Origin of the sequence: Streptomyces sp. WMMB 714, from assembly GCF_900090125.1 — a bacterium.
Classification (GTDB): Bacteria; Actinomycetota; Actinomycetes; order Streptomycetales; family Streptomycetaceae; genus Streptomyces; species Streptomyces daqingensis.
This window is the reverse complement of the sequence record NZ_FMHJ01000013.1, coordinates 174,619-199,874: the sequence shown is the minus strand read 5'-3', so window position 1 is coordinate 199,874 and position 25,256 is coordinate 174,619. Positions and strand designations below refer to the sequence as shown.

Annotated in this window: 25 protein-coding genes; 13 read left to right on the top strand and 12 right to left on the bottom strand. The window is 73.5% G+C overall.

From position 1 onward, the window contains the following. Window positions 1-226 precede the first annotated feature (226 nt). Complete coding sequence (locus H181DRAFT_RS22730) at window positions 227-880, top strand: maleylpyruvate isomerase N-terminal domain-containing protein (protein ID WP_045862064.1); 654 nt, start codon at window positions 227-229, stop codon at window positions 878-880. Between the two features lie 94 nt (window positions 881-974). On the opposite strand, the gene H181DRAFT_RS22725 is transcribed toward H181DRAFT_RS22730, so the two are convergent. Next, window positions 975-2,231 (bottom strand): saccharopine dehydrogenase family protein, encoded by a 1,257-nt coding sequence (locus H181DRAFT_RS22725; RefSeq protein ID WP_045862011.1) that lies wholly within the window; start codon window positions 2,229-2,231, stop codon window positions 975-977. A gap of 206 nt (window positions 2,232-2,437) precedes the next feature. Between H181DRAFT_RS22725 and H181DRAFT_RS22720 the strand changes: the two genes are divergently transcribed. Next, entirely contained in the window at window positions 2,438-3,565 is a 1,128-nt protein-coding gene (locus H181DRAFT_RS22720; RefSeq protein ID WP_045862063.1) for an aminotransferase class V-fold PLP-dependent enzyme, read from the top strand. A 151-nt stretch (window positions 3,566-3,716) separates the two neighbouring features. On the opposite strand, the gene H181DRAFT_RS22715 is transcribed toward H181DRAFT_RS22720, so the two are convergent. Continuing rightward, window positions 3,717-4,445: a DUF4097 family beta strand repeat-containing protein gene (locus H181DRAFT_RS22715; protein WP_045862010.1), complete on the bottom strand. Its 729-nt coding sequence runs from the start codon at window positions 4,443-4,445 to the stop codon at window positions 3,717-3,719. A gap of 405 nt (window positions 4,446-4,850) precedes the next feature. On the opposite strand from H181DRAFT_RS22715, the gene H181DRAFT_RS22710 reads away from it, so the two are divergent. The 3 genes from H181DRAFT_RS22710 (at window position 4,851) to H181DRAFT_RS22700 (ending at window position 7,803) form a co-directional block, all read left to right on the top strand. Next, a complete protein-coding gene (locus H181DRAFT_RS22710) occupies window positions 4,851-5,465 on the top strand; it encodes an NADPH-dependent F420 reductase (RefSeq protein ID WP_045862009.1) in 615 nt (204 codons plus the stop codon). A gap of 115 nt (window positions 5,466-5,580) precedes the next feature. After that, complete coding sequence (locus tag H181DRAFT_RS22705) at window positions 5,581-6,408, top strand: class I SAM-dependent methyltransferase (RefSeq protein WP_045862008.1); 828 nt, start codon at window positions 5,581-5,583, stop codon at window positions 6,406-6,408. Window positions 6,409-6,588: 180 nt separating this feature from the next. After that, window positions 6,589-7,803: a MerR family transcriptional regulator gene (locus H181DRAFT_RS22700; protein ID WP_045862007.1), complete on the top strand. Its 1,215-nt coding sequence runs from the start codon at window positions 6,589-6,591 to the stop codon at window positions 7,801-7,803. A gap of 87 nt (window positions 7,804-7,890) precedes the next feature. Here the strand turns inward: H181DRAFT_RS22700 and H181DRAFT_RS22695 are convergent, their stop codons facing one another. Further along, window positions 7,891-8,313 (bottom strand): ankyrin repeat domain-containing protein, encoded by a 423-nt coding sequence (locus H181DRAFT_RS22695; RefSeq protein WP_045862006.1) that lies wholly within the window; start codon window positions 8,311-8,313, stop codon window positions 7,891-7,893. 125 nt (window positions 8,314-8,438) lie between these two features. Here H181DRAFT_RS22695 and H181DRAFT_RS22690 point away from each other — a divergent pair, with 125 nt between their 5' ends. The 5 genes from H181DRAFT_RS22690 to H181DRAFT_RS22670 all read left to right on the top strand — a co-directional run bounded on the left by H181DRAFT_RS22690 (window position 8,439) and on the right by H181DRAFT_RS22670 (window position 15,156). Then, entirely contained in the window at window positions 8,439-9,788 is a 1,350-nt protein-coding gene (locus H181DRAFT_RS22690; RefSeq protein ID WP_052708370.1) for a sensor histidine kinase, read from the top strand. Then, a complete protein-coding gene (locus tag H181DRAFT_RS22685; protein WP_045862005.1) occupies window positions 9,785-10,450 on the top strand; it encodes a response regulator in 666 nt (221 codons plus the stop codon). Before H181DRAFT_RS22690 ends, H181DRAFT_RS22685 begins: the two co-directional genes overlap by 4 nt. A 184-nt stretch (window positions 10,451-10,634) precedes the next feature. Next, window positions 10,635-12,008 (top strand): cytochrome ubiquinol oxidase subunit I, encoded by a 1,374-nt coding sequence (locus H181DRAFT_RS22680; RefSeq protein WP_074468003.1) that lies wholly within the window; start codon window positions 10,635-10,637, stop codon window positions 12,006-12,008. After that, complete coding sequence (locus tag H181DRAFT_RS22675; protein ID WP_074468002.1) at window positions 12,008-12,889, top strand: cytochrome d ubiquinol oxidase subunit II; 882 nt, start codon at window positions 12,008-12,010, stop codon at window positions 12,887-12,889. The genes H181DRAFT_RS22680 and H181DRAFT_RS22675 overlap by 1 nt, the downstream gene beginning before the upstream one ends. Next, window positions 12,889-15,156 carry an MMPL family transporter gene (locus H181DRAFT_RS22670; RefSeq protein WP_052708369.1) on the top strand — a complete coding sequence of 756 codons (2,268 nt, stop codon included), beginning with the start codon at window positions 12,889-12,891 and terminating at the stop codon, window positions 15,154-15,156. The genes H181DRAFT_RS22675 and H181DRAFT_RS22670 overlap by 1 nt, the downstream gene beginning before the upstream one ends. A gap of 144 nt (window positions 15,157-15,300) precedes the next feature. Here the strand turns inward: H181DRAFT_RS22670 and H181DRAFT_RS22665 are convergent, their stop codons facing one another. From H181DRAFT_RS22665 to H181DRAFT_RS22655, 3 genes are all read right to left on the bottom strand, one after another. Continuing rightward, a complete protein-coding gene (locus tag H181DRAFT_RS22665) occupies window positions 15,301-16,002 on the bottom strand; it encodes an HAD family hydrolase (RefSeq protein WP_045862004.1) in 702 nt (233 codons plus the stop codon). A gap of 40 nt (window positions 16,003-16,042) precedes the next feature. Beyond that, complete coding sequence (locus H181DRAFT_RS22660; RefSeq protein ID WP_052708368.1) at window positions 16,043-17,209, bottom strand: phosphotransferase; 1,167 nt, start codon at window positions 17,207-17,209, stop codon at window positions 16,043-16,045. Window positions 17,210-17,294: 85 nt separating this feature from the next. Then, a complete protein-coding gene (locus tag H181DRAFT_RS22655) occupies window positions 17,295-18,170 on the bottom strand; it encodes a GntR family transcriptional regulator (protein WP_045862003.1) in 876 nt (291 codons plus the stop codon). 263 nt (window positions 18,171-18,433) lie between these two features. On the opposite strand from H181DRAFT_RS22655, the gene H181DRAFT_RS29545 reads away from it, so the two are divergent. Next, window positions 18,434-18,610 (top strand): hypothetical protein, encoded by a 177-nt coding sequence (locus tag H181DRAFT_RS29545; protein ID WP_175439819.1) that lies wholly within the window; start codon window positions 18,434-18,436, stop codon window positions 18,608-18,610. 157 nt (window positions 18,611-18,767) lie between these two features. Continuing rightward, window positions 18,768-19,163 (top strand): DUF6188 family protein, encoded by a 396-nt coding sequence (locus tag H181DRAFT_RS22650; protein ID WP_045862002.1) that lies wholly within the window; start codon window positions 18,768-18,770, stop codon window positions 19,161-19,163. A gap of 45 nt (window positions 19,164-19,208) precedes the next feature. Here the strand turns inward: H181DRAFT_RS22650 and H181DRAFT_RS22645 are convergent, their stop codons facing one another. The 3 genes from H181DRAFT_RS22645 to H181DRAFT_RS22635 all read right to left on the bottom strand — a co-directional run bounded on the left by H181DRAFT_RS22645 (window position 19,209) and on the right by H181DRAFT_RS22635 (window position 22,370). Further along, window positions 19,209-20,459, bottom strand: a complete 1,251-nt coding sequence (locus H181DRAFT_RS22645) for a GNAT family N-acetyltransferase (RefSeq protein WP_045862001.1) — start codon at window positions 20,457-20,459, stop codon at window positions 19,209-19,211. Window positions 20,460-20,616: 157 nt separating this feature from the next. After that, complete coding sequence (locus H181DRAFT_RS22640; protein ID WP_078895371.1) at window positions 20,617-21,705, bottom strand: asparaginase; 1,089 nt, start codon at window positions 21,703-21,705, stop codon at window positions 20,617-20,619. 74 nt (window positions 21,706-21,779) lie between these two features. Then, on the bottom strand, window positions 21,780-22,370 hold the full coding sequence (locus H181DRAFT_RS22635; protein ID WP_175439818.1) for an RsiG family protein: 591 nt from the start codon (window positions 22,368-22,370) through the stop codon (window positions 21,780-21,782). Window positions 22,371-22,532: 162 nt separating this feature from the next. Between H181DRAFT_RS22635 and dtd the strand changes: the two genes are divergently transcribed. Next, a complete protein-coding gene (gene dtd, locus H181DRAFT_RS22630; RefSeq protein ID WP_074468001.1) occupies window positions 22,533-22,982 on the top strand; it encodes a D-aminoacyl-tRNA deacylase in 450 nt (149 codons plus the stop codon). Between the two features lie 56 nt (window positions 22,983-23,038). Here the strand turns inward: dtd and H181DRAFT_RS22625 are convergent, their stop codons facing one another. From H181DRAFT_RS22625 to H181DRAFT_RS22615, 3 genes are all read right to left on the bottom strand, one after another. After that, on the bottom strand, window positions 23,039-24,010 hold the full coding sequence (locus H181DRAFT_RS22625; RefSeq protein ID WP_045861998.1) for a CAF17-like 4Fe-4S cluster assembly/insertion protein YgfZ: 972 nt from the start codon (window positions 24,008-24,010) through the stop codon (window positions 23,039-23,041). 62 nt (window positions 24,011-24,072) lie between these two features. Further along, window positions 24,073-24,564: a Fur family transcriptional regulator gene (locus H181DRAFT_RS22620; RefSeq protein ID WP_045861997.1), complete on the bottom strand. Its 492-nt coding sequence runs from the start codon at window positions 24,562-24,564 to the stop codon at window positions 24,073-24,075. Between the two features lie 22 nt (window positions 24,565-24,586). Next, complete coding sequence (locus tag H181DRAFT_RS22615; RefSeq protein WP_045861996.1) at window positions 24,587-25,165, bottom strand: heme-binding beta-barrel domain-containing protein; 579 nt, start codon at window positions 25,163-25,165, stop codon at window positions 24,587-24,589. Between the last annotated feature and the right edge of the window lie 91 nt (window positions 25,166-25,256).

Genomic DNA, 25,256 nt, shown 5'->3' with positions numbered 1-25,256 from the left:
GTTCCTCGCTTCTGAGAGGTCCTGGGTTTCTGAGGGGCCGGCAGTTCGAGAACTATCCGAGGTGCGTCGTCGCCGCATACGGAGATCGACCGTCTGGCGTCCCCGGGCCCTGCCGCCTGGTCGCGCCGCGTCGGCCCTGTCCCCGGGGCGCGTGCGCGGGGCCCGTACGGGCGCGGCCGCCGGAATCCGGTTGTCCGCCGCTGCGGCGCGCGATTACCGTGCCGCGGTGGATCACTTCTCGAGCGCCTGGACGGCGCTGCTCAGCGCGGTCGCCGAGGTTCCGGACGAGGACTTCCAGCGGCCGTCGGGATGCAGGGGCTGGCTCGTCCGGGACCTGGTCTGCCACCTCGTCATCGACGCCCAGGACGTCCTCATCACCCTGGCCACGCCCGCGGACGCCGAACCGACAGCGGACGACGTCACCTACTGGCGGCTCGTCGGACCCCCGACCGGTGAGGACCCCCTCGACGCGCTCATCCCGCGGCTGGCCGCCGCCTACGGCGAACCAGGACTGCTGAAGTTCCACCTCGACGACGTCGGTTCCGCCGCGGGCCGCGCCGCCCGGCTCGCCGCCCGGACCGGACGCGTCGGTACGCGCGGCGAGGTGCTGACCGCCGGCGACTACCTGGCGGCGTACGTGCTCGAAGCGACGCTGCACCATCTCGACCTGGTCGCGCACCTGCCCTCGGCCGCCGGACCGCCCTCGGCGACTCTCGCGGTGGCCCGCACGTCGCTGGAGAGGATCGCCGGGTCCCCGTTCCCCGCTTCCCTCTCCGACGGGGACGCGCTGCTGATCGGCACCGGCCGCCGCGCACCGGACGCCGCGGAGGAGGCGGCGCTGGGCGGTCTCGCGGCGAGGGTGCCGTTCATCCTGGGCTGAGCTCGTGGGGGCGCGCCCGCGTCCGGCGCGGGCGTGTCGAACCCTGCGCCCGCGCCGCCTCCCGAGCCCCGCGCCCCCTCCCCGGCCGTCCCGCTCAGTAGGCGCGGGTCGCGATGAACATGCCCGCCGAGCGCAGCCGGCCGACGAGGGCGTCCCCGAGACCGGTGGCCGGTGTGAGCACTCCGCCGCCGCCGTCCGGCAGAGCGGCACGGTCCAGGACGAGGGCGAGGGCCGCTTCGCCCAGCATGACGGCGGTCGCCTTGTAGCCGGGGTCTCCGTGGGCCTTGAACCGGGCCGTGTAGCGGGCCCCGCTCGTGGTCCCGGCGAACGTGTCCAGCGTGAAGTGGCCCTTCTCGCGCGTACGCGGGCCCGGACCCTCGCCCGGAGAGGGCAGGGCACGGTCCAGCAGCGGCCGGGTGGGGCGCAGCGCCAGGCCGGCGAAGAGGGCGCCGACGAGCCCCGCCGTCCCGGCCGCCACCAGCGGCGTGAGCACGGGCGGCCCCAGCCGCATGGCTTCGCGGTAGCGGAAGCGCGCCCCGTAGGCGTGGTCGCGCAGGGCGGCGCTGCGCCGGACGATCCGCGTGTTGAAGGGCGCCATCGGGAAGGGGGCGAGAACGCCGCGCAGCGGGACGCCCGCCTTGGACGCACGGCCCGTCAGCAGGTCTTCCTGACGGCCGAGTTCGGGTTCGCGCGCCCGGTCGGGGCTGAGGGTGTAGGGGTCCGCGGCGAGGCGGCGGGCCTCGCGGTCGTGCCGCATCGTGTCGATCTGCTGCCGTACCGAGTCGATGGTGCCGCCGCTGACGCCGCCGCTCAGCGCGGTCAGGACGGCGGTGGTGTCCGTCAGTTCGCCGGCGCCGTCCGCGCGGACCGCCTCGTGGAGCAGATGCACGTTGAGGTCGGAGGGTACGGAGTCGAAGCCGCAGGCGTGCACGATGCGGGCGCCGGTGGACGCGGCCGTCGCGTGGTGGGTGTCGATGCTCTCCCGGATGAAGAGCGCCTCTCCGCACAGGTCGGCGTAGTCGGTGCCCGCTCGCGCGCAGGCGCCGACGAGTTCGCGTCCGTACCGCGTGTACGGGCCGACGGTGGTGGCGACCGCGTGCGCCGAACCGGCCAGCTCCTCCAGCGCCGCACGGTCCCCGGCGTCGGCGACGACCAGGGGCCACTCGCGTGCACGCGGGCCGAGTTCGTCCCGCACGGCGCGGAGCTTGTCCTCGCTGCGCCCGGCGAGCGCGATCCGGGCTCCCTCGGGTGCCGCCCGGGCCAGGTGGCGGGCCACCAGGCCGCCCACGAAGCCGGTGGCTCCGTAGACGGCTACGTCGATGTCGCGTACGCGGGACTGCGTGCTGGCCATGGCCGTGTCCTTCCGGTCTCCGGGCCCCCTGGCGGGCGCCGGCGCGGGGCGCCCTCGTGCCAACGTATCCGCACCGGCGCCCTGACCGGGGCGCGGCCCTGCGGGTGCCTCCTCCGCGGGTGGCGGGGACCGGCCTGGGCGGCCATCGGGACGCTCGGCCGGGAGCCGGACTTCCGCCCGCGGCGATGTGGCCGCAGGCTGATGCCATGCAGAACGACACAGCCACCGCCGGTGAGGCGGAGCACCCCGGCGGCCTCTCCCCGCTCGCCCTCGCGCAGGCCGAGTTCGACCCCGAGGTCGTCTACCTCGACACCGCCTCGCTGGGCCTGCCGCCCCGCCGCTCGCTCGAAGCGCTGAACGCCGCGCTGGAGGATTGGCGCACCGGCAGGGCCGCACCGCCCGCCTACGATGCGCCGCTCGCGGCGTCACGGGCCTCGTACGCGCGACTGGTCGGCGTCGACCCCTCCTGGGTGACGGTCGGCAGCCAGGTCAGCGCGTTCACCGGGCTCATCGCCGCGAATCTGCCCGACGGGAGCCAAGTGCTCACCGCGGAGGGCGAGTTCACCAGCGTGGTCTTTCCGTTCCACGCGCAGGCGCGGCGCGGTGTCGAGGTGCGTGAGGTCCCGCTGGAGCGGCTCGCCGAGGAGGTGACGTCCCGTACCGCGCTCGTGGCCGTGGCGGCGGTGCAGTCCGCTGACGGACGCGTGGCCGACCTCGACGCCCTCACCTCCGCGTGCGAGGCGACGGGGACGCGCGTCCTGCTGGACGTGACGCAGGCGGTCGGCTGGCTGCCCGTCGACGCCTCCCGCTTCGCGTACACCACGTGCGGCGGATACAAGTGGCTGCTGGGAGCGCGCGGCACCGCCTACTCCACCGTCCAGCCCGCTCTCGCGGACGGGATCATCCCGCACGGCGCGTGCTGGTACGCGGGCGGCGAGCGCTGGGACAGCCTCTACGGCGGCCCGCTGCGGCTCGCCTCCGACGCCCGCCGCTTCGACCTCTCACCCGTGTGGCACGCCTGGGTCGGCCAGGAGCCCGCGCTCGAACTGATCGAGGGGATCGGTACACAGGCACTCCACGAGCACAACCTCGGGCTGGCGAACCGGTTCCGCACGTCGGTGGGGCTGCCTGCGGGGGACTCGGCGATCGTCAGCGTGGCGGTGGACGACAGCACGCACGGGCTGCTGAAGAGGGCCGGCGTCGTCGGCAGCGTGCGGGCGGGCAGGCTGCGTCTCGCGTTCCACCTCTACAACACGGAGGCCGACGCCGACCGGGCGGCGGAGGTGCTGGACGGGCACCTCGACGAGGCGGCGGAGGACGGCGCGCGGAGCTGAACCGCGCGCCCCGCGAAGGGGCCGTCCGCCTGATGCCGCGGCGGTGGCGGCGCCGGCGGCCCTGGACCGCCGTGCGTCCGGCCGCCCGGCCGCTCCCCGGCCACCGCCCCCGGCAGGACGTCAGACGGTCAGGACGTCAGACGTCGGACCGTCAGGGCTTCTTGACGGTGATGCCACCGTTGCTCGTCGAGAGGTCGAGGCGGTGGTCGCCGGACGGGTCGTCGCGCACACCGATGTTCTTCCTGCCGTTCTTCGTCTCCGCCGAGACCTTGTAGCGGCCGTCCGGCGCGGTGACGGAGATCGCGCCGTTGGACGTCCTGGCCCGCACGTCCTGCGGTGTGGCCAGCTTGACGTCGATCGCGCCGTTGGAGGTCTCGGCCCGCAGGCGGTCGCCCTTGAGGCCGCGGCCGTTGATACGGCCGTTGGTGGTGTGCACGTCGACGGTGCCGTCCACGTCGTCCAGGTCGACGGCGCCGGTGTCCGTGCGCACGTCCACCTTGCCCACGCCGGAGAGACTGACGCCGCCGGTGGTGGTGCGGCCGCTGACGGGAACCCTGGGCGGCAGGTCGACGGTGTAACTCACCTCGCAGTCCTCGCCGCACCCGCGGAGCACCAGCACGCCGTCCTCCACGCGGTGGGTGGCCGCCGGCTTGTCGCCGCTGAACTCGATCCGGCGGTGCACGGCGACGTCGGTGACGGTCTGCTTGCTCCGGAGCTTCACCCCGCCCGTGCGGATGTCCAGGCGCACGGACGTGACCTTCTCCGAAAGGGTGACGTCGTCCTCGAAGGTCTCATCGGGTACGAGCCCGCACGCGGACAGCGCGGACGCGCAGGCTCCGGCCGCGACGAACGCCCCCAGAAGGCGGAGCTGCCTGCGCATGATTTCTCCCCGTTCAGTCGGAAGACACCCGGAACGGGGCGTCTTCGGTGGTCTGTGCCCGATGAGGTTATGGCACCGGTCACGGCGCTGCCATGAGGCAAACCCCCGGTTCCGGCCAGGGGTTGCCAGCAGGACGGGCGGGGGGACGGCACATGCCGTACGGCGGCCCCGCCCCTGGCCCCGCGGACGCGGACGGCCCGTCAGAAGCGGACAGGCCGCACGTCAGAGGCAGGGCGGCGCCAGGGCGCAAGGGCGTCGGGCGGCCCGCCGGGCCGGGACCCGCGGCCGATCGGTCCGGGCTCTGCGGACGTCGGGTACGAGACCTGCGTCCCGGTCCGCCGGACCGAGGCGCGTGCCGTCCCGGGACCGATCCCCGCACGCGGGACCCGCGCCTAACGTGCCGTCATGCGTATCGGATTCTTCGGAACGGGAAACGTCGCCGAGGCACTGGCGGGGCGCTGGGCCGCCGCGGGGCACGACGTCGTGCTCGGGTCGCGCCACCCTGAGGAGCGGGCGAAGCCGGGCCGTACCGTCACCGGGCTCGCGGAGGCGGCCCGGCACGGAGAGGTGCTCGTCAACGCCACGCCCGGTGACGCCTCGCTGGACCTGCTGCGCCGGGTCGGGGCGCCCACCCTGGAGGGGAAGGTGCTGATCGACGTCGGGATCGGCTTCACCGCGGACATGGCGCTCACCCATCCCGCCGCCTCCCTCGGCGAGGAGATCCAGGAGGCGTTCCCGGCGACGTACGTCGTCAAGACGCTGGCCACCATGACGGCCTCGGTCATGGCGGACCCGGGTGGGCTGCGCAGCCCCGGCAGCGTCTTCCTCTCCGGCGACGACGCGGGGGCCAAGACCACCGCCGGCCGCCTGCTCAACGACCTGGGCTGGCCCGACGAGGCGCAGCTGGACCTCGGCGGCATCGCCACAGCGAGGGGCCAGGAGCACTACGCGCTGCTCTTCCTCGGCATCGCCGGAGCGCTCGGCACCCACGCCTTCAACATCTCCGTGGTCACGCGCTGATCCGCTGCCCCGGGGAGCCGCCGGAGCGGCACGGCCCCGTCCGCCGCGCGAACCGCGGCTCTGCTCTCGGCGACATCCGGCCGCCGCACGTCCGCGCCGGGGCAGCATGACGGGCATGGCACTCGGATTCAGCGGCGACGTCGCCCGCTACTACGCCAGGTTCCGGCGGGGCTACCCGCTGGAGGTCCTCGAAGTCCTCACCCGTTCCTTCGAGTTGGGCCCCTCGGACACCGTGCTCGATCTGGGCTGCGGCACCGGGCAGCTCACGCTCCCCCTCGCCGGGCGGGTCGGTTCGGTGATCGGCATGGACCCCGAACCCGACATGCTCCTGCATGCGCGTGAGGCAGCCGCAGGGCAGGACGCCGGCAACGTCACGTGGGTCCTCGGCGCGGACACCGACGTGTCCGCCCTCGGGAGGCTGCTGGGCGGACGGGCCCTCGCGGCGGCGGTGATCGGGCAGGCGCTCCACTGGATGCGGCACGCCACGCTCTTCGGCGAGCTGCTGCCGCTGCTCCGTCCCGGCGGAGGGGTCGCCGTCGTGGCCAACGGCGCGCCCGCGTGGCTCCAGGACAGCGCCTGGTCGCGGGCCCTGCGGAACTTCCTCGAGGAGCACTTCGACACGCAGCTGCGGGACACGTGCGGCACGGCGGAGCGGGACCGGCTGCGGTACGCGCGGGCCCTGGAGGCGGCCGGGTTCGAGGACGTCACCACCAGGCACGTCTCCTACGACGTGGAGCTTTCGCTGGACGAGGTCGTGGGCGGCGTCTTCTCCGCCCTCCCCGAGGACCTGCTGCCGGCCCCCGGCGCCCGCGCCGGCTTCACCGCCCGCGCCGGCGAGGCGCTGGGGGCCTCGGAGAGCTTCACGGAGCATGTGGACGTCTCCGTCCTGACGGCACGGGTTCCCGGGAACGGCACGGGCCCGGAAGTACGTCCCCGAGGGTGAGCCCGGGCGTACGTCCCCGTCCGTGGCGGTTCCCGGGAGCGGCACGGCCCGGGGAAACGGCAACGGACCTGCGTACGTCCCAGTCGGCGGCCTGCTCCGGTCCGTCCTTGACCTTGCCCTTGGGGCAGGCCGCAGCATCGGCGGGGCCGGGCGGGCAGCCCGGCGTGAGGAGGAGCGGACATGGGGCTGCTGACGATCGGGGCGTTCGCGAAGGCGTCCCGGCTCTCGCCGAAGGCGCTGCGCCTCTACGGCGAGCTCGGACTGCTCCCGCCCGCCCGCGTCGATCCGGTGACCGGCTACCGCCTCTACGCCCCCGGGCAGCTCGAACAGGCCCGGCTCGTGGCGTGGCTGAGGCGGCTCGGCATGCCTCTCGCCCGCATCCGCGACGTGACGGCCATGGACGGGCCGGCCGCCGCGCGCGAGGTGGAGGCGTTCTGGGCGGAGGTCGAGAGCGACGTCGCCGCACGGCGCGGCATGGCCGCCTTCCTCGTCGACCACCTGTCACGGAGGGAAGCGCACATGCCGAACCACGACCGGCCACTGGCCATCAGCTACGCCGCACTGTCCGACACGGGCCTCGTACGGAAGACCAACCGGGACGCCGCGTACGCCGGTTCGCGGCTGCTCGCCGTCGCCGACGGCTTCGGCCGCGGCGGCGCCCCCGCCAGCGCGGCGGCGGTCGAGACGCTGCGGAGGCTCGAGACGGACGGCGCGCTCACGGACACGCTCTCCGCCGCGGACCTGCTCAACGTGCTGGAGGAGCGCGTCACCCAGGCCGGGCGCGCGGTGAGCGCCGCGACGGCGCCGGAGGCGGGGACGGGGGGAGCCGGGGAACCGGCCACGGAGAACGGCGCCGGGACCCGCGCCGGACCGGGCGAGGCGCCGGACCGACCGGGCGAGGGACAGGACGGCGGACCCGGTGACGGACCCGGCGACGGACCCGGCGACGAGGCCGGTACGACGCTCACCGCGATGCTGTGGGCGGGCTCCCGGCTCGCCCTCGTCCACATCGGCGACTCCCGCGCGTATCTGCTGCGCGACGGCGGGTTCTTCCAGATCACCCACGACCACACGCTCGTGCAGCAGATGGTCGACGAAGGACGCATCACCGCCGAGGAGGCGGCCTCCCATCCGCAGCGCGCGCTGCTGATACGGGCACTCGGCGCGGCCGGGAAGACCCGGCCCGACGTGCGGCTGCAGGACGCCCGGCCGGGCGACCGCTACCTGCAGTGCTCCGACGGGCTGACCTCCGTCGTGCCCTCGGAGAGGGTCCGCGAGACGGTCGCGGGAGGGGCCGCGCCGGAGGAGACCGTGCGCGAACTGGTCCGCATGGCACGGCAGTCGGGCGGACCCGACAACGTCAGCTGCGTCGTGGCGGACGTGCGGGCGGCGTGACCCCGTCCGGGGAGGGGCGCGGCGCGTCCCTCCCCTCCGGGCGGCCCGACGGCGGGGCGGCGTGACCGGCCCCGACGGCGGGGCCGGTCAGGCGCTCTCGCCGAAGAGGCGCAGCAGCTCCGTCTTCTCGAACATCCGGGCCGTCTCCACCGCCGAGGGCTCTCCCGCCCGGGGGTCGGCGCCGTGGTCGAGGAGCATGCGCACCACGTCGTCCTCGCCCTTGAAGACGGCGCCCGCGATGGGCGTCTGGCCCTTGTCGTTGGGCTTGCCGGGATCCGCACCGCGGTCGAGGAGGACCCGCACGGCCTGGGCGTGGCCGTGGTAGGCCGCCAGCATGACGAGGGAGTCGCCCTTGTCGTTGGTGAGGTCGGCCGGGACGCCGGCGTCGACGTATGCGGCGATCGTGTCGGTGTCGCCCTGCCGGGCCAGCTGGAAGATCTTCTGGGCGAGTTCGAGGACCTCGGGGTCGTGCGCGGGTTCGTTGCTCTCGGGTGTGGGGGCGTCGGTCATCGCGTTCTCCTCGTCCTGCTGCGCCGGGGCGGGCCCGTCGCACCTCCGTCGGGCACTCCCCGGGCCGGAGCCCGGGGAGGGACGGCACGGTGCTTCGCCTGCCCACCTTACGTACGCTTCGTCGCATGCCCGCCTACAAGCCCCGCACCCTCACCGTCGTGGCGGTCCTGGCCGCGGCGGTTCTGACGGTGCTGTGGGTCCTGTTCGTGAAACAGGGCGGCGGGGCCTCCTCGCCGCTGCGAGAGGCGTCCGGGTGGCTCCTGACGGCGGCGGGCTGCGGCGCGCTGTACTGGCGGCACCGCATGCCGGTCGCCGTCGCCGTGTTCGTGCTGCTGTGCAGCGGCGTCTACTTCCCGGTCAGCGGCAGGGACGTGCCGCTGCTCATGCTGGCCTTCGCCGTGGCCCTGTACACGGTCGCCGCGGACGGGCGTCTGGCCGCGGCGGCGACGATCGCCCTGGTGACGCTGGCGGCCGTGGCGTACGGGGAGCTCGTCCTGTCGGAGGGCGAGCGGCACGTCGACGACGCGGCGCTGTTCCTGCTCGCCGGGTGGTTCGTCGGCCTGGTCGCCGCCGGGTACGCGCAGCGCACCCGCCAGGCGTATCTGCGGGAGGCCGAGCAGCGGGCGCTGGCCGCGGAGCGGGAGAAGGACGTGCGGGCCCTGCGGTCCGCGGCGGAGGAGCGGCTGCGCATCGCCCGCGAGCTGCACGACGTGCTGGGCCACAGCATCTCCCTGATCAACGTGCAGGCCGGGGCGGCACTGCACCGGCACGCGAAGGACTCCTCCCGTACGGGGGAGCTGCTGCGGGCCATGGAGTCGGTGCGGGACGAGAGCCGGGAGGCGTTGCGTGAACTGCGCGCCACACTGGGGGTGTTGCGGCACGTGGACGAGCCGGCGCCGACCACGCCCGCGGCCGTCGGCATCGTCGGCATCGTCGGGATCGAGGCGCTCGGGGAGCGCGCCCGGCGCGCGGGCGTCGACGTGCGCGTCGAGGTGGACGTGCGGGCCGAGCTGCCTCCGCAGGTGGACCTCGCCGCGTACCGCATCGTGCAGGAGTCCCTGACGAACGTCGTACGGCACGCGCACGCGCGGACGGCGCTGGTGCAGGTGCAGGTGCGGGACGAGGCTGATGACGGTGCCGGCGAGGGTGCCGCTCACGGGGGTGCCGCTCACGGGGGTGGCGCCGACGAGGGCGCCGGCGAGGGCGGAGGAGGAGCGGCGGTGCTGCGGGTGCGGGTCGAGGACGACGGGCGGGGCGCCCCGCGCGGAGCCAGGGGCAGCGGAATCAGCGGTATGGAGGAGCGGGCGCGGGCGCTCGGCGGTCTGCTGACGGCGGGCAACGCGGCCCGGGCCGGGGCGGGCGGCCGTACGGACGGTGGCGGGCCTGCGGGCGAAGGCACCGGCGAGGTCCCGGGTGAGGGCACGGGTTACGTGGTGGAGGCGCGGCTGCCGCTGCGCGGGGAGGGGACGCGGTGATCCGGGTGCTGCTGGCCGACGACCAGACGCTCGTCCGCGCGGGCTTCAAGTCGATCCTCGTGGACGAGGACGACATCGAGGTCGTGGGCGAGGCGTCGGACGGCCGTGAGGCGGTGCGGCTGGCGAGGGAGTCGAAGCCGGACGTCGTGCTGATGGACATCCGCATGCCGGAGCGCGACGGGCTGGAGGCGACCCGGGACATCGCCGGAGACAGCCGTCTCGACGGGGTCAGGGTCGTCATCCTGACCACGTTCGACGTCGACGACTATGTCTACGGAGCGCTGCGCGCCGGCGCCTCCGGGTTCCTCGTGAAGGACACCGAACCGGCCGAACTGCTGCACGCCGTGCGGGTCGTGGCCCGTGGCGACGCGCTCATCGCTCCCGCCGTCACACGGCGGCTGATCTCGGAGTTCGCGGGACGCGCGCAGCGGCCCGGTCCCAGTCCCCGGCTGAACGCGCTGACGGAGCGCGAGCGCGAGGTCATGACGCTGGTGGGGGCCGGACTGTCCAACGACGAGATCGCGCAGCGGCTCGTCCTCAGCCCTGCGACGGCGAAGACCCACGTGAGCAGGCTGATGACCAAGCTCGCTGTGCGGGACAGGGCGCAGCTGGTCGTCCTCGCCTACGAGACGGGCATGGTCACCCCGGGCTGGCTGGCGTAGCGCACACCGCCGCCCGCCGCTCCGACCCGCGTCCCGCGCCCCGAAGGCCCGGCCCGGGTCGGCCTCGGGGTTCGCCGTCAGGGGCTCGTAGGGGGCGGCCGCAACCGAGGGGGTACGGCCGGGGCCGCGCATCACAGCTGAGGGGTGACGCCCCGACGGCAGCCGTACGCGCACGCTGGCGGACGTGGACCCCCAGACTCTCGACCTCGCGCGATGGCAGTTCGCCCTGACGGCAGCCGGCCACTTCCTCTTCGTCTCCCTCACCCTCGGCCTGGCTCCGGTCCTCACCTGTGTCCAGACGTGGGCGGTGTTCTCCGGAGCCGAGGTGCACGGCCGGATGGTGCGCTTCTGGGGGCAGCTCTACGTCGTCAACTACGCCGTGGGGATCGTCACCGGCATCGTGATGGAGTTCCAGTTCGGCATGGCCTGGAGCGGGCTGGGGCACTACGCGGGAGGGCTGTTCGGCGCCTCCCTCGCGATGGAGACGGTGGTGGCCTTCTTCGTCGAGTCGACCTTCCTCGGCTTGTGGATCTTCGGCTGGAACCGGTTCGGCAAGTGGGTCCACCTGGGGCTGCTGTGGGTGGTCACCTTCACCGCCTACGTGTCGGCGTACTGGATCCTGGTCACCAACGGGTTCCTCAACAACCCCGTGGGCTACCGGAGTTCACCCGAGGGCGGCGGGCGCGGCGGCGGGATCGAGCTGGACAGCACATGGGCGGTGCTCACCAACCCCAGCACGCTGCTCGCCTTCTTCCACATCTTCGGCGGGGCGCTGCTCACCGCCGCCGTCTTCATGGCGGGTGTGAGCGCGTACCACCTCTTCAAACGCAGCCCGGCGCACGAGCTGTTCCGCAAGTCGCTGCGCGTCGGCGTCTTCCTCGCGGTGCCGGCGCTCTTCCTCACGGCGGCGATGGGCGGCGTCCAGCTGTCCTCCCTGGCAGGCGTCCAGCCCGTGAAACTCGCCGTCTTCCAGGGGCAGGAGGGTGAATTCGCGCGCTTGCAGGAGGAGTTGGCGGCTCAGTTCGGAGCGGGCGACTACGTGCCGTCCACGGCGCTGACGCGCGGCGGAGCCGTCGTGATGCTCCTCGCCTTCGCCCTGCTGCTCCACGTCTGCCTGCCCGGAGCGGTACTGGCCGCCTTCAGCAAGGCGGTCCACCGGTTCCGCGCGTGGCACGTGGTGCTGATGGCGCTGGTGCCGCTGCCGTACGTCGCGATGACGGCCGGCTGGGTCTTCCGCGAAGCGGGACGCCAACCCTGGGTGATCCAGGGGCTGTTGAAGACGGAGGACGCCGTCTCGCAGCTCTCCGCCGGGCAGATGCGGACCTCGCTGGCCGTGTTCGGGACGCTCTTCGCCCTGCTCCTCGTCGTCAACTGGTGGCTGCTGCTGAGGACGGCGGCACGGGGCCCCGGCGACCCGCTGCTGGGCCGCGACGAACGTGAGCCGGACGGCGGGCCCGGAGGCGGCCACGGCCACGCGCACGGCCCTGGAGACCTTCACGGAGGGGGAGCCGCGAGCGGCACCGGGACCGGCGGGCAGCTCCCGGTGTGGAGCCTGTGATGCCGCAGACCGTGCTGGAGACGCTCGCCGCCGGGCTGCTCGGGTTCTTCACCGCCGGCTGGTCCGTGCTGGCGGGCGCCGATCTCGGGCTGGGCATGGTGCTGCCGTACCTGGCCCGCGAGCCGCACGAGAGGCGCCTGGCCGTCGCGGCCGTCGTGCCGTTCTTCCTCGGCAGCGAGGTGTGGCTCGTCGCCGCGGCCGGTGTCTTCACGGGCTGCTTCACGGTCCTGGAAGGAGAGCTGTTCCAGGGCCAGGCCGTGGTGCTGATCCCGCTCCTGGCGGGCTGGATGCTCCGCGACACCGGCCTGTGGTGGCACGTGAACGGGCAGCCCCGCGGCGGCCGTCGCGGGGGACGGACGCTGGCCGACTGGCTTGTCACATGCGGCAGTTGGGCCGTGGCCCTGTCATGGGGCCTGCTGCTCGCCGGACTGTTCGCGGGCACGCCCGGCCACGTCGCGGGCGGGTTCCCCGCGGCCCTGACGGCGCTCGCCGTCGCCGCCCTCTTCGCCGCGCACGGCCTCGCGTTCGGTGCGCTCCGCCTGACGGGCGGCCCCCGCGAGCGGGCACGCCGGCTGACCGTACGGGGGCGGCGGCCCCGCCGTGCTCTGGCCGTCACCGGCCTGGCGATGGCGGTGCTCCCGACGGCCGCCGGGGCCCGGCTGCCGCTGGCGGAGTCGGCCGTGACGGAACCGGTGCTGGGCCTGCTCGTACCGGCGCTCCTGGCCGTGCTGCCGCTGCTGCTCGCCGCCCAGCTGTGGATGTGGCGGAGCTTCACCCGCCGCCCCTGGCGGCCCGCGCCCCCTTCGTCCGCCGCCGGCCCGACGCCCTCCGACGACTCGACTCTCGTACTCCGGCAGAACCGCAAGGAAGGTGACTCGTGATGGGCCGCTCAGGCATCGAAGCCCAGCAGGACCCCGGGGCCCGGACGGGACGGGGAAGGGCCCCGGGGAACGCGACGGACACCGGCCCGCCGAGGGGAAGCGTCTTCGAACGCGTCGCCGCGCTCTCCGCGAGGCACCGCTGGTGGGCGCTGCTGCTGTGGGTGGTACTGCTGGCGGGCACCCACGTGCTCGCCTCCGGTGCCGGTGACGCCTACCGCAACGACTTCTCCCTCCCCGGCACCGACTCGCAGCGGGCCCTGGACGTGATGCGGGAGCACGGTTCCGTGCAGGCCGGGGACAGCGTCCAGATCGTGCTGCACGACGAGGGCGAGGGCGGGGTGCGCGCCACGGCCGTGCGGAAGCGCGTCGAACCCATGCTGGAGGAGGTCGGCGGACTGCCCGGCGTCGCCCAGGTGCGCAGCCCGTACAAGGACGGCTCCGCGGTCTCCCGGGACGGGACGACCGCCTACGCAGCCGTCACCCTCGACGGCAGGGCCGAGCAGGTCCCCCCGGAGCGCGCGGAACGCGTCCTCACCACCGCCCGCGGCATCCAAGGGGACGGCCTGCGCGTGGAGTTGGGCGGGGAAGCAGCCCGTGCCGCGGAGGAGTCCGGGGGAGGCGGGGCCGAAGGCGCGGGCATCCTGGGCGCGCTGGTCGTCCTCGTCTTCCTCTTCGGGTCGCTGATCGCTGCCGGCGTCCCCGTGGTGACGGCCGTCTTCGCGGTGGGGACGGCCCTCGGGCTGATCGTGCTCGCCTCCCACGTCTTCACCGTCGCCGACTTCACGCCCTACGTGATGATGCTCGTCGGCCTGGGCGTGGGGATCGACTACGCGCTGCTGATCTTCACCCGGTACCGGGGCGAACTGCTGCAAGGCCAGGACCGGGAGAGCGCCGCCCGCCGCGCCATGGACGCCGCGGGCCGCACCGTCTTCTTCGCCGGCTGCACCGTGATCATCGCGCTGCTCGGGCTGGTCGTCCTCGGCCTCGGATCGCTCCAGGGAGTGGCGCTGGCCGTCGCGCTGACCGTGCTGGTCACCATGCTCGCCTCGCTGACGCTGCTGCCCGCGCTCCTCGCCGTCGCCGGCGGCCGCATCGAACGCAACGTGGCGCGCCGGGCCGCGAAGCGGCGCGACGGCGGGCAGGGCGGCGCCGGCAGCGACGGCGGCCCCGGCGGGAGCCGTCCCGAGGGAGCGGGGTGGCGACGCTGGGGCGCGGCCGTCCAGCGCAGGCCGTGGGCCGCGCTGCTGGTGTCGGTGATCGCGCTCGGCGCGCTCGCGGCCCCGGCGGCCGGCCTGCGGCTGGGCTTCGCCGACGCGGGGAACGACCCGCGCACCAAGTCCAGCCGCGCGGCGTACGACCTGCTCGCGGACGGCTTCGGGCCGGGCTTCAACGGCCCGCTGATCGTCGTGGCCGAGAGCCGGGGCGGGGAGAGCGTGGCCGAGGCCGCGGGCGAGCTGCGCCGCGAGCTTTCGGGAGTCCCGGGGATCGCCGGGACCTCGCCCCCCGTCCCCACCTCCGACCCCTCGGCCGCCACCGTCTTCGCCCACCCCGGCTCCGCACCCCAGGACGAGGCGACGTCCCGTCTCGTGGCGAAGCTGCGTGCGGACGTGCTGCCGCCGTTGGAGCAGCGCACCGGGGCCCGGTTCCTCGTCGGCGGCGCGACCGCGGCCTCCGAGGACTTCGCCGCCACGGTCGCCGACCGCATGCCGCTCTTCGTCGGCGTCGTCGTCGGGCTCTCGGCCCTGCTGCTCACCGTGGTCTTCCGCTCCGTGCTGATCCCGCTGAAGGCGGCGCTGCTGAACCTGCTGAGCATCGGGGCGTCGCTCGGCGTGGTCACCCTCGTCTTCCAGCACGGCTGGTTCGGGGTGCAGCCGGGGCCCGTGGAGGCGTTCATCCCCGTGATGATCTTCGCGATCGTCTTCGGACTCTCGATGGACTACGAGGTCTTCCTGCTCTCCCGCATCCACGAGGAATGGGAGCGCACCCGGGACCCGTCCCTGGCGGTGCGCGAGGGACTGGCCCACACCGGCAAGGTGATCACGGCCGCGGGCGCCATCATGATCGTGGTCTTCGCCGCCTTCATGCTCAGCCCGGACCGCATGCTGCAGCAGTTCGGCCTGGGACTGGCGGTGGCGATCATGCTCGACGCGGTCGTCATCCGCTGCCTGGTCGTGCCCGCGGTCATGCGGCTGCTGGGCAGGGCGGCCTGGTGGCTGCCCGGGTGGCTGAGGAAGGCGCTGCCGAGAGTGCGTATCGAGCACGGCTGACGGGCGGGCCCGCGTGCTACGGGGGTGCGCGGTGTGTGCGGCCTCCGCGAGGCGGATGGGGCGTGTGCCGCCCTGCCCGCACCGCGCACCCCGCACCCCGCGAGGGGGCGTCACATCGTCAACGCCCCCTCGCCCGGGGGCGGTTCAGACGTGTGCGCCCGGATCGACCGCCAGCACCACCTCGCGCAGCGAGTCGACGATGTGCTCGGCGCCGGCTGCCCGCAGCTGCTCCGCCTTGCGTTCGCCGGGTGCGTACCCGAGGAAGGCTACCCCCGCCGCGCGCGCCGCCTCCAGATCGCGGACGGCGTCCCCGATCATCAGCGCGTCCTGCGGGGACGTACCCGTCGACTCCAGAGCCTGCAGCAGGCAGTGCGGATCGGGCTTCAGCCGCGGCGGCCCCTCGGCGCTGCGCCCGTGGATGCGGTCCGCGAACAGCTCGCCCGTCTTCCGCGTCTGGAGGTAACGCTCCACCGCCTGCTGGGAGTTGTTGGTGGTGATCGCCAAATGGCGCCCCGTCGCGGAGAGCGTGCGCACGAGGGTGTCGGCGTACGCCGTGGGGAAGGCCCCCGGCGCCGCCTGCACCTCCTCCTTCGTCAGCGCCCGCTCGATGTCGCGGGCGAGCCCGCGGTCCACGAGCTCGGGCTGCTCGAAGGAGGCGCGCAGTATCTCCAGCGGGTCGTCGGTCTCCGGGAGCCGGCTCCCGGTGTCCCCGGCGAACTCGTCGGTCAGCACGGCCTCACGCAGCCGTGCGGCGATGGCGGGCGTGGGACGGTCCCGGAAGAGATGGCAGACGGGTCCGTCGAAGTCGAAGAGCACGCTCTTCGCGGCACCGATGAGATCGCGCATTCCGCTCCTCTTACCAGGTCCGTCGCGGGTGGTCGTTCAACTATCTCCCGCGCGGCCCACGGCGTACAGCGGGTAGGCCGCGGGGCAGCGGCCGCCTGCCGCGGTGCCAGGAGCGCAGCGCGGCCTTCACGTGCGCGTGGTCGGGGACGTCCCTCAGCTCCAGGGCCGCCTCCGCCCGCAGCAGCGCCCTGCGCACGGACGCGGCGGCCACGTCGAAGTCGCTCTCGGCCGCGTCGGGCGGCAGCGCCCCGGCCGCGCGGATCGTGTCGGGGAAGACGGACTGCGCGTACTCGAAGTCGAGGTAGAGACGCAGGTCGGACTCCATGCCCGCGAGCCGGTCCGCCAGCCCCCGCCTGCGCATCTCCCGCCGCCACAGTCCCGTCATGCGGCGCCGCTCCTCAGGGGTGTACTCCATCCGCACGAGATGCGTCGCCAGGTCGTGCAGGGGGTCGCCGAACAGCGCGCACTCCCAGTCCACGAGGGTCAGACCGCCGTCCTTGCGGCGCAGCAGGTTGGCGCGGTGGACGTCGGCGTGCAGCAGCGAGTACGGACGCTCGTGCAGCCGTTTCGCGTCGCGGTGGAACCGTTCCATCGCGTCGTCCGGGATGCCGAGTGCGCGGAAGAGGGTGCCGAAGCGGGGGCGGTTGCGCAGGTGGACCTCGTGCTGGGCGAAGTCCGCGAGGTTCTGCAGGAAACGCGTGCTGTCCCCGTCGCCGCTCCATTCCGCGGGCAGCGGCGGCAGGCTCCGCGCCGGGACCTCCGCGAGGGCGCCGAAGAGCGAGGCGATGCGGCGCAGCGTCTCGTCCCCGAGCGGCGTTCCGGGCGGTGCCGTCTCGGAGAGGGCGCAGCCTTCGACGTACGAGTGGAGCGCGCGCCGGCCGATCGTGAGCAGTACGCGGGGCACCCCCGGCAGCACGGGGCGCAGGGCGCGGAGCACGTCGCCCTCGTGCCACACCCGGGGCAGGACCTGCACGGTCTCCAGGCGGGTGCGGAACTTCCCGAGCCGGCCGGGTGCCTCCTGCACTATCGAGGCGAGCGGTTCGCGCAGCTCCACGACGTAGTTGTGGTGGTGGTGACCGTGCAGCAGGAACCCGTCGGGGCGGCGCCGGTGCTGCTCGAAGTGCCACCGCAGGCGCCAGCGTTCCCAGGCGGTGGGGGAGGCCGAGGCGGCGGGGGACGCCGTGCGGGACTCGGGGGGAACAGCCATGCGCGCCACCGGATGATGACTCAGAGGACAGTGAGGGCGCTGAGACTACCCCCTGCGCGGCGCGGTGCGGCCACGGCCGTCCTGCTCAGCCGAGGGGAAGCGGCGTGGCGATGGTCTCCCACAGGGAGTCGAACCAGTCCTTCGAGTTCTGGACGAACGCGATCTCCTGCCTGTCGTGGCTGCCCGGGCCCGCGGTGGAGCGGAAGAGCGTCGTCTCGAACCCCAGGACGTCGAAGATCTGAAGCGTCTCCCCCTGGTACGACACCTCGCCGGGCACCACGTGGTAATAACCCGTCAGCGCCTCGGTGCCGTTGAGGACGTAGAGCTTGTGCAGCGGCGTCGCCGCCACCGTCCGGATCTCGCAGTCGACTTCGGGCACCTCGTACCGGTCGGCGAAGCTCGCGAAGCTCATCTGCAGAGCCGTCGCCCACGTGCGCTGGATCGACCGGAGGCGCTCGAGCGGACGGGGGTCGTCCGGGTCGTCGACGAGGCGGGGGAGCGCCAGGTACGCGTCGGAGCTGGGGATGATGACGCGCACCTTGATGGAGCGGGGGGTGAGGAGGCCGTCCGCGATGGCGCGGTGGGGCCTGGCGAGGGCGTTGTTGAAGGTCTCGGTGGTCAGGGAGAACGCGTCGATCGTGACGTGTTCGGCGCGGAACGCTTCGTAGAGGCGCTCCGCCAGTTCGGTGCCCGCCGGTTTCGGCGCTCCGTGGGAGTGGGCGGGTTCGGCGACGGTCGGGGGCGCGCCGCGGCCGGTGTCGGTGAGAAGTCCGTCGCGCTTGAGTTCGTCGAGGGCCTGGCGGATCACGGTGCGGTTGACGCCGAACTCGCTGACGAGGTCCTTCTGTGTGGGGATGCGGGCTCCGATCGGGAGCTCTCCCGAGTCGATCCGTTCCCGGAGTCTGCGGGCGACCTCTTCGTGCTGCGGGCGTCCGTGTTCAGCGGGGGTCGTCTTGTCCACAACAAGAAGGTACAACTTCGGGCCAAGCCGCGGGAGTTGTTGGACAACTGTTTTCAATCTCCCGCCAAGTGGGCAGACTTCGATTGAAGTTGGCGAACAACTTGATCCATATGGCGAACAAGTCCAGCAGGTATCACCAAGTAAGCGCAGTACCCGCCAACATCACCCGCAATTCGGCAACACCGTTCCGGTTCCTCCGCCTGTCCGACGCCGTACGGGCGCCTCGCTCCGTCTTCTCCGTGCTTCACGAAGGAGGTCTTGCCATGCCTCTGTACGCGCTCATGCTCGCGGGAGCAGTTCTCGGTTTCGAGCGGCTGGTGGAATGGCAGTTCGGTGCCCTCGGGGTCATCGGCTTCGTACTGCTCAGCGTCGGTGTGAAGGCCAAGAACATCACTTGCAGCTGCGTCGGCGCGGTGGTTCTCACCATGCTGATCGTCTGACTGCGCGGCGCGCGGTTCCCATCCCACGCCATATGCCGCGCGCCGCGTACCCCCACTTCCGCCTCCTCGTGCTGCCGCAACTTCCCGGCCCCTGCGCCGCGTCGGACTCGTCGGACAGACGCAGCCGCACGCGGCCGCACGACGAGGCGGAGGCAGAGTGAAGATCCCCACGGAGCTGGTCGGTGCCCGGGTTTCGCGCACGGCCTTCGACCAGCAGGTCCGGGTCGGTTTCACGGCCTACCGCTACGGCGCCAGGACGCGTCTCGACGCGGAACTCGTCATCGAGACCCGCTTCACGCTCCGCGACGCCTCCGGAGTCCGGCATGGGCTCGATCCCGGTGGAGGGCGTGAACTCGCCCCGGTCCTGGGCCTCTTCGACGCGACGGTCACCGGCGTCGACGTGGAGGGCCCCGGCGAGCTGAGGCTCGGCTTCGACGACGGGTCGCGTCTGACCGTCGGCCCCGACCCCTGTTACGAGTCATGGCACCTGACGGGAGAAGGAGTCACGCCCGTGCTGGTCGGCCCCGGCGGCGAAACCTCCTGGCACCGCTGACGCCGGAAGACGGCAACGGGTCTGTCCGCTCCCCGCGCCGGCGGTTCAGAAGACGTCGGGGCACCAGGCCCTGCGCGATGTGCGGAAGAGCGCGTCCGCCGAAGCGGCGGCCCCCTCGCGCCGCTCCTCCGCGCGGCCCAGCGCGGCCAGCCGCACGGCCGACTCGTCGCCGAGCAGCAGAGTCCCCAACTCCCCGATCTCCAGGCTCAGATCGAAATCGGCGTCGCAGGGTTCGCACACCGCCCCCTCGGGTCCGGCCTCCAGGCGGTACCGCCCGCCGGCGAGGCCCGCCGCGTCGTGCAGATCGAGGACGAGCGTGCCCGGCATGCCGTAGCTGCGGGACTCCAGCAGGCGCGGGACGTCGAGCGGGCGGAGCCACAGGAAGTCCGCGACGGTCTGCATCCGGGCCGCACGCGGGTCGGGCAGCAGCAGCGGCAGCACGTCGTCGGGTGCGCGGAAGCCGGAGCGGACGCGTGCGACCCAGTCGATGGAGAGGACGAACTGCCACAGGGCGCGCTCGGCGGCGGGGGTGAGCGCGGTGAGCGAGGAGACCTCGACGGTGTTCTCCGGCAGCTTCGTCGCCCAGTGCTCCTTCACGCTGTAGACGACGAGACCCTGGACCTCCCCGTCGGCGTCCCTGTGGACGGCGAAGAAGGGCATCGTGAACTGGTCGCCCGGATACCGGTGCCGGCCTGCGAGCTGCCGCCACCAGCGGCCGGTGCGGTCGATGACGCCCTGCCTGTGCGGCTGCCCGCGGTAGCGCTCGTACAGCTCGGGCCCCACGGCGAGCACCTCGTCCGCGTCGGCGAAGCGGACGCTTCCGCCGTCGGCGGGGCCTGAGTGGCGCGGGTCGAGGCCCGCACGGGCGGTCTCGACCTCCCACTCGGCGACCCAGGCGGCCGGGCCGAAGCCGTACCGCCCGTAGATCGGGTACTCGGCGGAGATCAGCGAGGCCATGGCGTCCCCCCGCTCCTTCGCCGCGGTCAGCGCCCGCGCCATCATCTGCGAGAGCAGGCCGCGCCGCCGGTGCGTCGGGGAGACGGTGACGTTCGTGACGGCGCACGAGGGCAGGCTCGCGCCGCCCGGAAGTGTCAGTTGCTGCGGCGTGGTGCGGAAGGTCCCCACGCAGCGGTCCCCGTCGAACGCGCCCTGCGTACGGGCCAGTTCGATGCCCGGCGCGCGGGCCGCCGCCTCCTCGTCGGAGACCTCGGGGGAACGCAGGAAGCCGACGGCGACGGCACGGAACCAGGCGGGCAGCTCGTCCGGCGACGTGAGAGTACGGATCTCCAGGGACATGCGGGCCACGTTAAGCGGGAACGCCCCCGCGTCGCACCGGGATATCCCGCCGCCCGGGACGGGGTGCATGCGCCCGCGCGGCAGGGCGGGCCGGGGCGTGCGCGCATCAGGTGTGCGCCCGTCCCGGAAGTGTGCGCGTACCCCGTGGCGCCGGGGCTCAGAAGGCCGCGCGGACCTCGCCGACCCGCCGTCCCCCGCCCATCAGCGGTGAGTCGGCGATGCGGCCGAGGACGGGGGAGTCGACCCCGAGGGCCGCGAGCGCGCGGGCCAGCACCGGGCCGACGGCACGGTTGCCGCCGTCGTAGAGCTTGAAGGCGAGGGCGCGCCCGTCCGGCAGGCCCACCGCCTGCACCGACTCGGCGCCCACCTTCGCGACGACGCCCGGCACTTCGCGCATCAGCCAGGTGTCGATGCGCCGCGTCCCCGCGACGTACTCCGGGTGGGCCCGCATGGCGGCGGCGACGCGGCCCTCCGGGCTGTCCTCCGGCGCGAGCGCGACGGCGCGGAACGCGCGGGCGAGCCCGGTCAGGGTGACGGCCATCAGGGGGGCGCCGCAGCCGTCCGTCCCGACGTGGGCGACCCGGTCGCCGGAGAGGGATTCGAGGGTGCGGGCGATGAGCCGCTGCAGCGGATGGGAGGCGTCGAGGTAGCTCTCCCGCGACCAGCCGTTCGCCGCGCAGACGGCGAGCATCGCGGCGTGCTTCCCGGAGCAGTTCATCGCGACGCGGCTGCACGCCGCCTCGCGGGAGCCGGCGGCGAGCATCGCGCGGTCGGCCTCCTCCTGGTCGATGGGGAGTTCGGCCGGGCACTGCAGGCTGTCCTCGCTCAGCCCCTGCTCGGCGAGCATCTTGCGGACGAGGTCGAGGTGGAAGGGCTCGCCGGAGTGGCTGGCCGCCGCGAGCGCGAGCCGCTCGCCGGAGAGGTCGAGCCCCGCACGCAGCATCGCCGACGCCTGGACGGGCTTGTTGGCCGAGCGCGGGAAGAAGGGCGAGGTCACGTCGCCCAGCGCGCGCTCCACACCGCCGTCCGCCGCCAGCACCACGAGGGAGCCCCGGTGGTGGCCCTCGGTGAACCCCGAGCGGACGACCTCGGCGAGCACCGGCGGTATCGCGCCGTCGTCGCCGAGGGAAGAGGACGCGGCGGGGGCGGACGGAGCGGCCGGCGCGTCCTCGCGCGCGCCGGACGCCGGGTCGCCGGGCGTCCGGGCGCCGGACGTCTGGAACGCACCCGAGCTGGGGGAGGACATGCGGCGGAGCCTTTCCGGTCGGCGACCCCGTCCCGTCGCCGGGCACCCCCGGCCCGGCCGTCGCCGCCCGGCCCTCAGGGGAGGAGGTCTTGCACTTGCGCTTCACCTTCACGGTACCTGCGGGCGATCTCGGTACTGCACGCGTCCGCCGTGCGCTGCATCACCTGGCGGCGCTGCGAGACGTGCTGCTCGTAGCGGACGAGCCGGCCCATGGCGTCCCGCAGCTCACCGTCCGTACGGGCGGTCAGGTCGCTCAACTCGACCTCGGCCAGCATCCCTTCGGCCAGCGAGCGGTACTCCTCGCTCTGCGGGGTGCCCAGCGTGACGTGCCGTGCCGAGGAGCGGTGCCGCGACGGCCCGTCGGCGAGGATCTCGGGGAGCAGCTCCAGCAGCGGCGACCCGGGAGCGGAGCGCCGGGCGAGTTCGGCGCGGAGGATGTCGATGCGGCCCTGCAGCAGGCGCCGGACGTAGCTGAGGTCGCCCTCCTCCTGCTGTGCGCGGCGCAGCAGCGCCCGCACCTCGGGCAGCCGCAGCCCGTGGAGCTCCGCCTCGGCACTGACGCCCGCAGAGTCGGGGCCCAGCGGGCTGAGCGGGGCGGTGGCCGAACCGGCACGGGCGGCGGCCGGTGGGCCGCCGGGTGGACGGGCGGCGCCGGTAGCGCTCATGGGCGGTGTCCCCTTCATCCTTTATGGCCGCAATGGCGGCGAGAGCTGCGGTACGTACCGCGTGTACGCATCGTGCCACTGTGGGCGGCTCTCGCGCAGCGATGTCGCACCCATCCGGAGCATGCGAACACATCGCCGAGCCGCACGGCATGATGGCTTGCTATGCGAGCTGTGGTGCAGAGAGTGAACGGTGCGAGCGTCGTGGTGGAAGCGGATCCGCCGGACGGCACGGCGCCGGCGACCGTCGGGGAGATCACCGGCGAGGGCCTGTGCGTCCTCGTCGGCGTCACCCACGAGGACACCGACGCGACGGCGGCCCGACTGGCCGCCAAACTCTGGTCGTTGCGGATCCTGGACGGTGAGAAGTCCTGCTCGGACGTGGGGGCGCCGCTCCTCGTCGTCAGCCAGTTCACCCTCTACGGCGACGCGCGCAAGGGCCGCCGCCCCACCTGGAACGCGGCCGCCCCGGGCGACGTCGCCGAGCCCCTGGTCGACGAAGTCGTCGCGCAGCTCCGCAAGTTGGGGGCGGAGGTAGCGACCGGCCGGTTCGGCGCGAAGATGCGGGTGTCGCTGACCAACGACGGCCCGTTCACCGTGCTGCTGGAGATCTGACACGGCGCGAGCCGGCGGGCACCGGCCGCCCGCCGCGAGTGCGGAGAGGCGCTGCGTCAGGGGGCGACGACGACTTCCTGCGCCGCCGCCGTGGCGTCCTCGCCGACGATCAGCCGGGCGTCCACCGGAACGTTGCGCTTGATCAACGCCATGGCGATGGGCCCGAGTTCGTGATGGCGGGCGGAGGTGGTGACGAAGCCGAGCTTGCGCCCGTCGGGCCCGTCGGACGCGAGCCGCACCGCGTCGCCGTGCACGGGGAGGCGCACCTCGCTGCCGTCCAGGTGGAGGAAGACCAGACGGCGCGGCGGCTTGCCGAGGTTGTGGACGCGGGCGACGGTCTCCTGCCCCCGGTAGCAGCCCTTGTCGAGGTGGACGGCCGAGCCGAGCCAGCCCAGTTCGTGCGGGATCGTGCGGTGGTCGGTCTCCATGCCCAGCCGCGGGCGGTGGCTCTCCACGCGGAGCGCCTCGTAGGCGAGAAGGCCGACGGCCGGACCGCTCGTCTCCGCGAAGGACTTCAGTGCGGTGCGCGGCAGGAAGAGGTCCCGGCCGTGCGGCGTCTCCCGCACGACAGTGCCTTCGGGCGGCTCCGTGATGGAGCCCGCCGGAAGGTGGACGACCGCGAACTCCTCGGTGCGGTCGGCGATTTCGACGCGGTAGAAGAACCGCATGCTCTCCAGGTAGGCGATGAGCGCCTCCGGGGAGCCGGGCTCGGTGTGCATCCAGACGGTCTCCCCGTCGTCGACGAGGTAGAGCGCGTGCTCGATGTGCCCGTTCGCCGAGAGGATCAGCGCCTCCGTGGCGTGCCCGGCGGGGAGTTCGCTGACGTGCTGGGTCAGCAGCAGGTGCAGCCACGAGAGCCGGTCGTCGCCGGAGACGGTGACGACCCCGCGGTGCGAGAGGTCGACGAACCCGGTGCCCTCGGCCAGCGACCGCTGCTCCCGGAAGAGGTCGCCGTAGTGCGCGGCGACACCTTCGTCCTGGCCCTCGGCGGCGACGGCGCCGGGCAGGGAAAGGAGCGGAGAGTTCATGCGGCACCACCGGGCTGCGGGAAGAGGCGACGGACCTGGCTTTCGAACGGCATACGACCAGCCTACGACGGGGCTCCGCGGCGCTTCGAGGGCCGCGGGACCTGCTCGTCCCGTTCCGGTTCCGCCGCGCCCCGCCGCTTCTCGGTGCACTTCGCGCAGCGGCCGAAGATGGCGAAGTGCTTCATGTCGGTGTCGAACCCGAACGTCTCGCGGATCCGGTCGACGAACGCGCCGGCCACCGCCAGTTCCGCCTCGATCACGTCCGAGCAGTCGCGGCACACGAGGTGCATGTGGTCGTGCCGGTCGGCGAGGTGGTACGTGGGGGCGCCGTGGCCCAGGTGCGCGTGCGAGACGAGACCGAGCTCCTCCAGCAGTTCCAGCGTCCGGTAGACGGTGGAGATGTTCACGCCGCCCGCCGTGCGCCGGACCTCGGCGAGGATGTCGTCCGGCGTGGAGTGCTCCAGCTTGTCGACGGCCTCCAGCACGAGCTGGCGCTGCGGCGTCAGCCGGTATCCGCGCGCTCTGAGGTCGCTCTGCCAGTCGGTTGTCACCACACGGTCAGTGTAGGACCGCGGCCTACTTGAAGAAGGCGATGCCGTCGTCGGGCAGATCGCCCAGGTCCTTCGCCCACTCGCTGGGGTCGACGACCTTCTTCAGGTGCGCCGACATGTACGGCTGGAGGGGCACGCCCGGAGCGGCCCGCTCGCCCACCCACATCAGGTCGCCGTTGACGTAGCCGTAGAGGCGCTTGCCGCCGCTGTACTCGCCGGCCGAGGGCGTGCGGGCGATGGCGTCCGTCGCGAGGTCGATCTGCGGCTTCTGGTCGGCCATCTCGCCGTACCAGACCTCGGCGATCCCCTGGTCGCGCACCATGACGACCTCGACCTTGCGCTCGGCGTCGATGCGCCAGAAGCCGCTCTCGGTCTCCAGCGGACGCACCTTCCCGCCGTCGTCGTCGAGCTGCCAGCTCTGCGAGACGTACTGGAGGAAGTCACGCCCGTCGTGGCTGAAGGCGACCTCCTGCCCGAAGTTGCACTTGTCCGTGCCGGGGCCGTCCCCGCCGTCGAGGGCGGCGACGCCCGCGCCCTGCCAGTTGCCGAGCAGGAAGGCCAGGGGGACGAGGTCCGGGTGCAGGTCGGACGGGATCTCGATCATGAGGACTCAGACGATCTGTAGGAAGCCGGGGGAGGGGTTCACGAGCGGAGCCGGGGAGAGCCGGCCGCCGGTGCGGTCAGCGCTGGCCCTG

What these genes read in the sequence shown, in the direction of transcription:
- H181DRAFT_RS22725 (WP_045862011.1), bottom strand. Translation starts at nt 2,231, where the DNA reads ATGGCCAGCACGCAGTCCCGCGTACGCGACATCGACGTAGCCGTCTAC.
- H181DRAFT_RS22640 (WP_078895371.1), bottom strand. Translation starts at nt 21,705, where the DNA reads ATGTCCTCCCCCAGCTCGGGTGCGTTCCAGACGTCCGGCGCCCGGACG.
- H181DRAFT_RS22675 (WP_074468002.1), top strand. Translation starts at nt 12,008, where the DNA reads ATGCCGCAGACCGTGCTGGAGACGCTCGCCGCCGGGCTGCTCGGGTTC.
- H181DRAFT_RS22700 (WP_045862007.1), top strand. Translation starts at nt 6,589, where the DNA reads ATGGGGCTGCTGACGATCGGGGCGTTCGCGAAGGCGTCCCGGCTCTCG.
- H181DRAFT_RS22635 (WP_175439818.1), bottom strand. Translation starts at nt 22,370, where the DNA reads ATGAGCGCTACCGGCGCCGCCCGTCCACCCGGCGGCCCACCGGCCGCC.
- H181DRAFT_RS22720 (WP_045862063.1), top strand. Translation starts at nt 2,438, where the DNA reads ATGCAGAACGACACAGCCACCGCCGGTGAGGCGGAGCACCCCGGCGGC.
- H181DRAFT_RS22715 (WP_045862010.1), bottom strand. Translation starts at nt 4,445, where the DNA reads ATGCGCAGGCAGCTCCGCCTTCTGGGGGCGTTCGTCGCGGCCGGAGCC.
- H181DRAFT_RS22625 (WP_045861998.1), bottom strand. Translation starts at nt 24,010, where the DNA reads ATGAACTCTCCGCTCCTTTCCCTGCCCGGCGCCGTCGCCGCCGAGGGC.
- H181DRAFT_RS22695 (WP_045862006.1), bottom strand. Translation starts at nt 8,313, where the DNA reads ATGACCGACGCCCCCACACCCGAGAGCAACGAACCCGCGCACGACCCC.
- H181DRAFT_RS22670 (WP_052708369.1), top strand. Translation starts at nt 12,889, where the DNA reads ATGGGCCGCTCAGGCATCGAAGCCCAGCAGGACCCCGGGGCCCGGACG.
- H181DRAFT_RS22710 (WP_045862009.1), top strand. Translation starts at nt 4,851, where the DNA reads ATGCGTATCGGATTCTTCGGAACGGGAAACGTCGCCGAGGCACTGGCG.
- H181DRAFT_RS22705 (WP_045862008.1), top strand. Translation starts at nt 5,581, where the DNA reads ATGGCACTCGGATTCAGCGGCGACGTCGCCCGCTACTACGCCAGGTTC.
- H181DRAFT_RS22665 (WP_045862004.1), bottom strand. Translation starts at nt 16,002, where the DNA reads ATGCGCGATCTCATCGGTGCCGCGAAGAGCGTGCTCTTCGACTTCGAC.
- H181DRAFT_RS22690 (WP_052708370.1), top strand. Translation starts at nt 8,439, where the DNA reads ATGCCCGCCTACAAGCCCCGCACCCTCACCGTCGTGGCGGTCCTGGCC.
- dtd (WP_074468001.1), top strand. Translation starts at nt 22,533, where the DNA reads ATGCGAGCTGTGGTGCAGAGAGTGAACGGTGCGAGCGTCGTGGTGGAA.
- H181DRAFT_RS22615 (WP_045861996.1), bottom strand. Translation starts at nt 25,165, where the DNA reads ATGATCGAGATCCCGTCCGACCTGCACCCGGACCTCGTCCCCCTGGCC.
- H181DRAFT_RS29545 (WP_175439819.1), top strand. Translation starts at nt 18,434, where the DNA reads ATGCCTCTGTACGCGCTCATGCTCGCGGGAGCAGTTCTCGGTTTCGAG.
- H181DRAFT_RS22660 (WP_052708368.1), bottom strand. Translation starts at nt 17,209, where the DNA reads ATGGCTGTTCCCCCCGAGTCCCGCACGGCGTCCCCCGCCGCCTCGGCC.
- H181DRAFT_RS22645 (WP_045862001.1), bottom strand. Translation starts at nt 20,459, where the DNA reads ATGTCCCTGGAGATCCGTACTCTCACGTCGCCGGACGAGCTGCCCGCC.